Source organism: Actinocrinis puniceicyclus (assembly GCF_018283645.1).
Lineage (GTDB): Bacteria > Actinomycetota > Actinomycetes > Streptomycetales > Catenulisporaceae > Actinocrinis > Actinocrinis puniceicyclus.
On record NZ_JAGSXH010000176.1, the window covers coordinates 1 to 8,663 of the forward strand.

Sequence of the window (8,663 nt, forward strand, 5' to 3'; positions counted from 1 at the left end):
GTCCCCCGCCGGACCGTCCCTCCCGCCGGAGCAGCTGATGAATGTGCAGAACTCGGAGTACCAGGACCAGACCGAATACCGGGCGGGCCGCTACGTCGTGGTCGGTCCTGACGGGCACCCGGTGGTCGAGGGCGCCGCGGAACCCGAGGAGCCGCAGACCGAGAACGACGGCGAGGACCCCGCCAGCGTCGCGGAGATGGTCGAACAGCCGGCCAAGGTCATGCGGATCGGCTCGATGATCAAGCAGCTGTTGGAAGAGGTGCGGGCCGCGCCGCTCGACGAGGCCAGCCGGGCCCGGCTCAAGGAGATCCACAAGTCCTCGATCGCGGAGTTGGAGAAGGGCCTCGCGCCCGAGTTGATCAGCGAGCTCGAGCGGCTTTCGCTGCCGTTCGCGGAGGAGGGCGTGCCGAGCGACGCGGAACTGCGCATCGCCCAGGCTCAACTGGTCGGCTGGCTCGAGGGCCTCTTCCACGGCATCCAGACGGCGCTGTTCGCCCAGCAGATGGCCGCGCGCGTGCAACTGGAACAGATGCGCAGGGCGCTGCCGCCGGGCATGTCCATGGAGCAGCAGCCACAGCGCGGCAACCCCGCCGCTTCGGGTCCATACCTGTAAGAGGGCGTTTCTGAGGAGGCGTCAGGGTGCGAAGGATCATCGTTCAGATGTCCGTGTCCCTCGATGGTTACATCGAGGGGCCGGACGGCCGGCTGGACTGGCACCTGGTCGACGACGAACTGCATTATCACTTCAACCGGCACCTCGGCGCGATGAGCGCGTTCCTCAACGGTCGCGTCATGCACGAGCTGATGGCCGCCTACTGGCCGACTGCGGATCAGGACCCTAACGTACCCGGCCCGGTCGCGCAGTTCGCCCGCATCTGGCGCGAGATGCCGAAGTTCGTCTACTCCAGGACCCTGCGAAACGCGGACTGGAACACCACGGTCGTGCGCGAGGTGGTGCCAGAGGAGGTGTTGCGGCTCAAGGCGCTGCCCGGCGGGGACATGGCTCTCGGCGGCGCCGACATCGCCGCCGCGTTCCAACGTCACGGCCTGGTCGACGAGTACCGGATCTACGTGCAGCCGGTTGTCCTCGGCGGCGGCAAACCGCTGTTCCGGCAAGGCACCGCGAGGACCGGCCTGCGACTGGTGGAGAGCCGGACCTTCGGCAACGGCGTCCAACTGCTGCGTTATCAGGTCCCGGAGTAACACGCCCGCGGCGGGACTCCGGGACCTGATCAACCGCAGAACGCGTCATGTACCTTCTCGTAGTGGTGCGTCCACCACACCACGAGCGCCGAGGCGGCCGGAAACTGTTCGTCCGGGCGCGGATCCAGCCGCTCGTAGCGCCAGCTGAGCATCCAGAAATCGGTCAGCCGCTCCCACCACAGCCGGTGAACGGCCGCCGCGAGCTCATCCGCCATCCATGGCTGTACATCGACGTATCCGCGTACGTATTCGCGAACGCGGGCCAGGTCGAGCTGCCCGTCATGCGGATCGACGAAGAGGATGAGCGCGGACCGCACCAACTCCTCGCCGTACGGCTGCACGCCGAGCCGATCCCAGTCGACCACCGCGCACACCGGGCCGTCCGCACGATGGAAGACATTGAGACCATGAAAGTCGCCGTGCACATGTCCCACTGTCAGTTGCGCCCGGTCGGTCGGCCGCCGGTGCGCCAGCTTCGCCAGCAGACCCAGCCGCTCCACGAGGCGGAACTCGGCGAGATCGTCGATCCCCTCGCGCTGCGGCCGCGCCCGCAACAGTTCCAGCAGTCGCAGTGCCTTGGCGCTCGCCTGCGCCGCGCCGGTGGCCGGCTGCGCCAGCGGCTGGGCGACCGGGCCGAGCAGTTCGGCGAGCGCGCGGTGCAACCGGCCGAGCAGAGCGCCGAGATCACGGCATTGCTCGAGTTCGAGGGTGAGCCCCGGGCAGTGCCGGCCGTACACCCATGGGTACAGCGCGAACGAACGCGTGCCGCGGAGATTGAGCGTGCGCCCGGACAAGTCCTGTAACGGCGGGACCACCGGCAGGCCGCGAGCGGCCAGCGCGGCCGTCACAGCGTGCTGCGCCCGGATGGCATGCGGGTGCTGATCCAGGTAATGCTTGAGGAAGAGCCGTCGCGAGCGGGTGTATACGGCGAACGACCGGTTGAGCAGGCCCTCGTCGAGGGGCCGGAACCCGAGCACATCGGCGATCCCGTAACGCCGCAGCAGCGCCGCCAACGGTGAGGGGCGTGGCATGCACGTACCATACGCCCGCGCGCGCCGGGGAGCACGATCGGGTGAACGCGCGCCCCCGCGCTTCGAGCCGCTACTTGGCCAGAGGGCTGAGAATCTCTCGACCGCCGAGATGAGGCCGCAGCGCTTCCGGCACCACGACCGAACCGTCAGCCTGCTGATGGTTCTCCAGAATCGCCACGATCATCCTGGGCATCGCGCACAGGGTGCCGTTGAGCGTCGCGACCGGACGCACGCCGTCGGCGTCGCGCAGCCGCACGGCGAGCCGGCGAGCCTGGAACCCGGTGCAGTTCGAGGTCGAAGTCACCTCGCGGTAGCGGCCCTGGGTCGGGATCCACGCCTCGCAGTCGAACTTGCGCGCCGCCGAGGAACCCAGGTCGCCCGCCGCCACGTCGATCACCCGGAACGGCAGTTCCAGCTTGGCCAGGAACTCCTTCTCCCACTCCAGCAGCCGCCGGTGCTCGGCCTGCGCCTCCTGCGGCGCACAGAACGAGAACATCTCGACCTTCTCGAACTGGTGCACCCGGATGATGCCCCTGGTGTCCTTGCCGTAGGAACCGGCCTCGCGGCGGTAGCAGGAGGAGTATCCGGCGTACCGCAGCGGCAGCGCCGAGGCGTCGAGGATCTCGTCCATGTGGTACGCGGCGAGCGGCACTTCCGAGGTGCCGACCAGGTACAGGTCGTCCTCCGCGAGGTGGTAGACGTTCTCCGCCGCCTGGCCGAGGAAGCCGGTGCCCTGCATCGCCGCGGGTTTGACCAGCGACGGGGTCACCACCGGGGTGAAGCCGTAGCCGAGCGCCTGCTGCATCGCGAGGTTGAGCAGCGCGAACTCCAGCAGCGCGCCGACACCGGTCAGGTAGTACTGCCGCGCGCCGCCGACCTTGACACCGCGCTCCAGGTCGATCGCGCCGAGGATCCGGCCCAGCTCGACATGGTCGCGCGGGTCGAAGCCCTCCGCGGCGAAGTCCCGTGGCATGCCGACGTGCTCCAGCACGGCGTAGTCGTCCTCGCCGCCCTCCGGCACGGCCTCCTCGACCAGGTTCGAGAGGGTCAGCGCGAGGCGGCGGGCCTCCTGCGCGGCCTCGGCCTGCTCGCCGTCGGCGGCCTTGACCGCGGCGGCCAGCTCGTTGGCCCGCTCCAGCAACGCGGCCTTCTGCTCGCCCGCGGCCTTCGGGATCTGCTTGCCGAGGCTCTTCTGCTCGGAGCGCAGCGCGTCGAAGCCGAGAGCCGAAGACCGGCGCCGTTCATCGGCCGCCAGCACCTGGTCCACCAGGGCCGGATCTTCGCCGCGGGCGCGCTGGGACGCGCGGAAGCGCTCCGGGTCGTCACGAAGCTCTCGTAGGTCGATCACAGGGCAAAAGCTACCTTGAACGCCGCGGTGATCGGTAATGAGATCGACCCCCGGGTCTCCTGGATCCGCCGGAGGATTCGGTGGCGACAGCGGCGGACACGGGAGACCGGGGAGGCAGCGGCGCCTGCCTCCCCGGCGCACTGGGGACCGAAGTCCGCCCCGTGGTCAGTCCCGGATCCGGTCGCGGCCGCGGCGGCGCGGCGCCGTTCGCCGCGCGGTCCGCCCGGGCGATTCCCGCAGACCGCGCCGACCGGCGCTCGCACAACCCGGCATGCCAAAAATGGACTAGACCAGATCGGGTGTCAAGAGCCCGCGGAACCCTCGGTGAACAACGCACCGCGCCCTGTGCTTCGCTTAACCTTGCATTGACCCGATCTTCAGGGCGCAGCCCTCAGCCGACACGGAGCAGACCAGCGATGATCTTCAACTCCCCCGCCCCCGCCGTGGACGTCGCGGCGCTGCCCGCCGACGCGTACCTCATCGATGTGCGCGAGGCCGACGAATGGGAGGCGGGCCACGCCCCGGAGGCGGTGCATCTCCCGCTCAGCGAGCTGGTCGGCCGCGAGGAGGAAGTGCCTTCCGATCGCGATGTCTATGTGATCTGCAAGGTCGGGGGCCGGTCCGAGCAGGCCGTGCGCTACCTCAACCAGGCCGGCCGGACGACGGTGAACGTGTCAGGCGGCATGTTGGCCTGGCACGCGGCCGGACGAGCGCTGGTCAGCGACAACGGGGGTCAGCCCTTCGTCGCCTGACGGAGGCATAGCTGAGGAGGCATAGCCTTACACAGGCTTGGAAGGGCGCATACGCACGGGTTGCGGGAGCTCAGCCGCCGGAGACCGGCGAGGTGGGCGCGCGCCCGCGCGCTACTCGCCGCCGAATTCCGAGCGCGACGCAGGCTGACAGCGCGGCGATCGAGAACACGGGCGCCGCGTCAGCCCTGATCCATGTCGCCCAGCCCGCGACACCCGAAGGCAACGGAACGTCGAGGCCTGGTACGTAGGCCGCACCGAGCAATGTGGTCCGGGCCGTCAGCAGCGGGTCGAGCGGACCGGCCGCACATGCGACCAGCGGCGCCCACGCCACGATGTCGTACCAGGGCAACGTGTACGGCGCCGCCAGCACCCACGCCAGGCCCAGCAGCGCGAGCGCACGCGCCGCATGCGCGCCGGGCGCGTCTTCGGCCGCCCGGCCGCTTCCGATGCGCAGCAGCGGCGCCAGCGACACGATGATCAGCAGCACCGTCAGCCAGCCGAGTACCGAGATCAGATCCCGCGCCGTGCTGTCTCCCAGAGCGCGTTGAAGCGGCGCGAGCAGCGGTCGCCACGCCGAACCGAGCGAGACCATCCGCGCGGCCTCACGCGCGGGTCGCAGCGCGGTGCCGCCGTACGGAAGGTAGGCCAGAGCCCCTGCGAGCGCCGCGCAGAGCACGAAGAAGGCCGCGTCGCGAGGGCGGCGTCGCAGCCCCCAGAGTCCGGCGAGAACAGCCAGTCCGAGGGAAAGCTTCACCGCGCAGCCGAGCCCCGCCAGCGCACCCGCGAGCGCGGCGCCCCGAGCATCTCGCCGCACGTGCAGTACGTACAGCGCGGCGACGGCGAAGCACACCGCGAACGCATCCAGGTGCGCGGCGTTGACCGTCTCCAGAAGCAGCAGCGGATTCAGCCCGAACAGCACGGTCACCCTGACCGGATCGCCGATCCGGCGCAGCATCGCGCCCATCGCCAGGTAGGCCGCGGCGCCGAGCAGAGCGAGCACGAACACCGTGGTGTGCACCGACGCCCGGCCGATCCACGAGGCCAGCGCCTGCTCTCCGGTCGCGATCGGCCCATAGACGGAGGAGGTGTTCGTCCACGGGGGCTGAACGGCCAGGCCGATCGGATCACCGTGTGCCGCGAGCGTGCGGGCGGTCTGCGTGTAGGGATCACCCCCGGTCGTCACCAGACGGCCGTAGGCCGCGTAGACGAGGTGGTCGGCGGAAAGCATCGGCGGTACGAGCACCATCGCGCCACAGGCCGCGTAGGAGCCCGCAATCAGAGCCCTGAGCGAAGGCGCCCAGCCGCGCCCGAGCGCGGACCGCGCGCACAGCAGGCCGGCTGCGCCGAATCCGAGCGCGAGATCGGCCAGCAGGGTCACCAACCAGGCCGGTGGCGAGACGGAAAACCAGAACGGTGCGCTGACGACGCGCCCGGGCAGCGGCGCCTCGGCCGCGGACGGCCCGAGCGATCCGACGAGCACTATCAGCGTGATGGAACCGGCGATCAAGGCGAGTGCGATCCGGCCGCGCACGCTCGCCGCGCATGCTGAACGCCGCTGTGGATCTGCCGCGCAGCGCGCCGCGCCAGCGGACGGGCAGGCGCCTATCGCCGTTTCCGCATCCGTCATCGCGGCCTCCACGGCGACCGCGCCGCCGGCCGCACGGCGACGTGGGCGGCCGGGCCGATCCCTGCGGGCACCGTCATGCCGAGCGGCGACCGCGCCAGGACGCCGGGCGCAACTCGGCCGGAATGCGCCGTACCGCCAGCGCCAGCGCGACATCGCGGTACTGCCGGGCCCGGTGCAGCTGAGCCGCGAGATCGGTTCCGGTGACCCGGTGCCGGAAGTCCACCTCGACCTCCACGATCCGATGGCCGGCCCGCAGGACGTCGATGGTCAAGCCGGTCTCCACACCGAAGCCGCGCGCCAGCGGCAGCGCCGCCTCGAACGCGGCCCGGCTCAGGCAACGCTGTCCGGACAGCGGCTGGCGCGCGTCGAAACCGACCGCGGCGCGAATGCCGTCGCGGGCCAGGCGAACCACGAAGCCGTGGCCGCCGCCGGGCTGCGGCGGCAGCGTGGCGATGGTCATGCCGGCCGCTCCGGAACGCACCGGCTCGGCCAGCGCGGCGGCGTTGCCCGCGGTGGCCTCCAGGTCGCCGTCCAGGAACAGCAGCAGCCGCGGCTCGGCCCGGCCTTCTCGCGCCTCGATCGCGGCGAGCGCGGCCGCGCCGGTCTCCATCGCCGCCGCCTTGCCGCGGTTGCGCGCGTGCCGGACCACGATCGCGCCGCTCTCGCGGGCGGTGCGGGCGGTGGCGTCCGCGGAACCGTCGTCCACGACCAGCACCAGGTCCACGCCGGGCACCTTCGCCGCGGCCTCGACCGTCGCGGCGATCCTGGCCTCCTCGTCGTACGCCGGGATGATCACGGCGAGGTCACTGATTTCCACGATTCGATCCTATGCCGTCACGATCCGGCAAAACCGCAGTCCGCAAGAGTGAATCGACTACCGATCGGACGCATCGCGGGACTAACATTCGGTCCAGTGCTGATCCGGTGTCCATCCGATCAGACCATTGATCCTTCTCTTCTCATCGCTTCCCCGCTCGAAGGGGGCCGCCCTCCATGCCGGAGACCGCCGGACTCGCCCGTAACCACGACTCCGCGCAACTGCGCCCCCGCCACGTGCGCACACTCGCGCTGGCCGGTGCGGTTGTCGGCGTCGTGGTGTTGCCCATCGCGGCGGCGCAGGCGAGCCCTCCCGTGAAGAACCATGACATGCCGGCCTCAGCCAACGGTCAGGGTACGAACAGCGGGCAGGCGGCGGATCAGGTCTCCGCGACGGCGTCGCCCTCAGCCGGCGCCGGCGCGCAGGCGCTGGCACCCGAGTTCTGCGGGGCTCCGGTCTCGGCGACGGTAGCCGGCGGGACGCTGCGCGTTCAGGCGTGCGTCGACCAGTCCGCCGGATCCGCGGCGGCGAGGGTGTACGTCGAAAACGGCACCGGCGCCGACCAGACGGCCGTGCTGAACCTCGCGCGCGCCGACGGAAGCACCGTCCAGGTGCGGTGCACGATCGCGGCCGGCGATGCCGCAGGCGTGTGCTCTACCAGCCCGACCGCGGTCGGTGGCGGCAGCGGCGCGTACAACGCGATCGCCGAGCTCGCCGCGCAGGGCGTCCCGCTGTCCGCCGGGGTCGTGCATGTCGAGTCGGGGCTGGTCGCCGCAGCCGAGGCCCAGAGCAACGGCCAGTGACGGCTCCTGGCCGCCGGCAGGCGCAAGCGTAAGACGGGACGCGACGGCGCAATTCGGTACCCGAAATCGCCCTCGACGTGACTTACGCGGCGTTTCGGATGCCGTTGACACAGTTGTCAGTAGGCTCGCGCGCGCATTCCGGCGATGTGGTTACTGTCTGGTAGCTTTTTGCGTACGCTGGCGATGATGAGTACTACCCCTTCGGTGCCCACGGCCAATGGCGGCCGTTCCCGCCCTCTGCGTCTGAGCGAGCGACAGATCCTCGACGCGGCGCGGGCCTGCGTTCTTTCCGCAGGGGTGCACGACACGACGCTCAATGACGTTGCACGGCGCGCTGGTGTCAGCCGGATGACGCTGTATCGCCGCTACTCCGACATCGGCTCGCTCATCAGCGAGGTGCTCGGGCACGAGTTCGCGCGGATCCTGCGCGAGCACACCGCTGAGCCCGCGGACGGCCCGCCCGATCCGCGCCAGGCCCGCAGCCGACTGGTGGACACGGTGCTCAACGTGGTGCGCGCCTTTCACGCTGACCCGCTGATGCACCAGGTGCTCCAGGCCGAGCCGGAGATTCTGATGCCGTATCTGGTCAACCGGTTCGGCAGCACCCAGCAGATCGCGGTCACGCTGCTCGCGCACCGGCTGGACGCAGGTTACCGGGACGGTTCGATCCGGCGCGGCTCGATCGCGGTGCAGGCGCACACGATAGTGCTGACGGCGCAGGCCTTCATCGTCTCGGCGGCGGCCAGCGGGCCGGTCCCGGTCTCCCGGCTGCTGGTCGAGTTGGGCTCGATGCTGGACGCCTACCTGTCGCCTCGGGTAAGCGAGATCGACGGTGCCGGCGTGGCCGCGAACGGGAGCGGCCCGGTCGCCGGCGACGGGGGATGCGCCGGCGACCGGGCCGCACCCGACCTTACCCCGAACGCGTAGCGCGTTCGCAAGGCCACCGAGCGGATTAAGCTTGAGATTTGAGGTCTACAAGATCTTTTGTGGCGTGGTGGTGTGATCGCCTGACAACGGGCACGGCCACCTGGCATTCTTCGGATCTGTTCTAAGGAATCGAAGAAAGGTCGGGTGGCCGTGGG

9 protein-coding genes are annotated in these 8,663 nt (G+C 70.4%); 5 read left to right on the plus strand and 4 right to left on the minus strand.

What is annotated here, in order from left to right:
• Positions 1 to 37 precede the first annotated feature (37 nt).
• Together KGA66_RS26705 and KGA66_RS26710 are read left to right on the plus strand one after the other, a co-directional pair.
• Positions 38 to 613, plus strand: a complete 576-nt coding sequence (locus tag KGA66_RS26705; RefSeq protein WP_211471958.1) for a bacterial proteasome activator family protein — start codon at positions 38 to 40, stop codon at positions 611 to 613.
• A gap of 26 nt (positions 614 to 639) precedes the next feature.
• Positions 640 to 1,203: a dihydrofolate reductase family protein gene (locus KGA66_RS26710; protein ID WP_312887087.1), complete on the plus strand. Its 564-nt coding sequence runs from the start codon at positions 640 to 642 to the stop codon at positions 1,201 to 1,203.
• 29 nt (positions 1,204 to 1,232) lie between these two features.
• Here KGA66_RS26710 and KGA66_RS26715 read toward each other — a convergent pair whose 3' ends face one another.
• Both KGA66_RS26715 and serS read right to left on the minus strand, forming a co-directional pair.
• Positions 1,233 to 2,234 (minus strand): phosphotransferase enzyme family protein, encoded by a 1,002-nt coding sequence (locus KGA66_RS26715; protein ID WP_211471946.1) that lies wholly within the window; start codon positions 2,232 to 2,234, stop codon positions 1,233 to 1,235.
• A 70-nt stretch (positions 2,235 to 2,304) separates the two neighbouring features.
• Positions 2,305 to 3,582 carry a serine--tRNA ligase gene (gene serS, locus KGA66_RS26720; RefSeq protein ID WP_211471948.1) on the minus strand — a complete coding sequence of 426 codons (1,278 nt, stop codon included), beginning with the start codon at positions 3,580 to 3,582 and terminating at the stop codon, positions 2,305 to 2,307.
• 419 nt (positions 3,583 to 4,001) lie between these two features.
• Between serS and KGA66_RS26725 the strand changes: the two genes are divergently transcribed.
• Positions 4,002 to 4,334 carry a rhodanese-like domain-containing protein gene (locus KGA66_RS26725; protein ID WP_438822082.1) on the plus strand — a complete coding sequence of 111 codons (333 nt, stop codon included), beginning with the start codon at positions 4,002 to 4,004 and terminating at the stop codon, positions 4,332 to 4,334.
• Positions 4,335 to 4,404: 70 nt separating this feature from the next.
• Here KGA66_RS26725 and KGA66_RS26730 read toward each other — a convergent pair whose 3' ends face one another.
• Positions 4,405 to 5,961 carry an MptA/MptB family glycosyltransferase gene (locus KGA66_RS26730; RefSeq protein WP_211471952.1) on the minus strand — a complete coding sequence of 519 codons (1,557 nt, stop codon included), beginning with the start codon at positions 5,959 to 5,961 and terminating at the stop codon, positions 4,405 to 4,407.
• 73 nt (positions 5,962 to 6,034) lie between these two features.
• Positions 6,035 to 6,772 (minus strand): glycosyltransferase family 2 protein, encoded by a 738-nt coding sequence (locus tag KGA66_RS26735; protein ID WP_369015974.1) that lies wholly within the window; start codon positions 6,770 to 6,772, stop codon positions 6,035 to 6,037.
• 182 nt (positions 6,773 to 6,954) lie between these two features.
• Here KGA66_RS26735 and KGA66_RS26740 point away from each other — a divergent pair, with 182 nt between their 5' ends.
• Entirely contained in the window at positions 6,955 to 7,581 is a 627-nt protein-coding gene (locus KGA66_RS26740; protein WP_211471954.1) for a hypothetical protein, read from the plus strand.
• 186 nt (positions 7,582 to 7,767) lie between these two features.
• On the plus strand, positions 7,768 to 8,508 hold the full coding sequence (locus tag KGA66_RS26745; RefSeq protein WP_211471956.1) for a TetR/AcrR family transcriptional regulator: 741 nt from the start codon (positions 7,768 to 7,770) through the stop codon (positions 8,506 to 8,508).
• The last annotated feature ends 155 nt before the right edge of the window (positions 8,509 to 8,663 follow it).

What these genes read in the sequence shown, in the direction of transcription:
- KGA66_RS26705 (WP_211471958.1), top strand. Translation starts at nt 38, where the DNA reads ATGAATGTGCAGAACTCGGAGTACCAGGACCAGACCGAATACCGGGCG.
- KGA66_RS26715 (WP_211471946.1), bottom strand. Translation starts at nt 2,234, where the DNA reads ATGCCACGCCCCTCACCGTTGGCGGCGCTGCTGCGGCGTTACGGGATC.
- KGA66_RS26730 (WP_211471952.1), bottom strand. Translation starts at nt 5,961, where the DNA reads ATGACGGATGCGGAAACGGCGATAGGCGCCTGCCCGTCCGCTGGCGCG.
- KGA66_RS26740 (WP_211471954.1), top strand. Translation starts at nt 6,955, where the DNA reads ATGCCGGAGACCGCCGGACTCGCCCGTAACCACGACTCCGCGCAACTG.
- KGA66_RS26745 (WP_211471956.1), top strand. Translation starts at nt 7,768, where the DNA reads ATGAGTACTACCCCTTCGGTGCCCACGGCCAATGGCGGCCGTTCCCGC.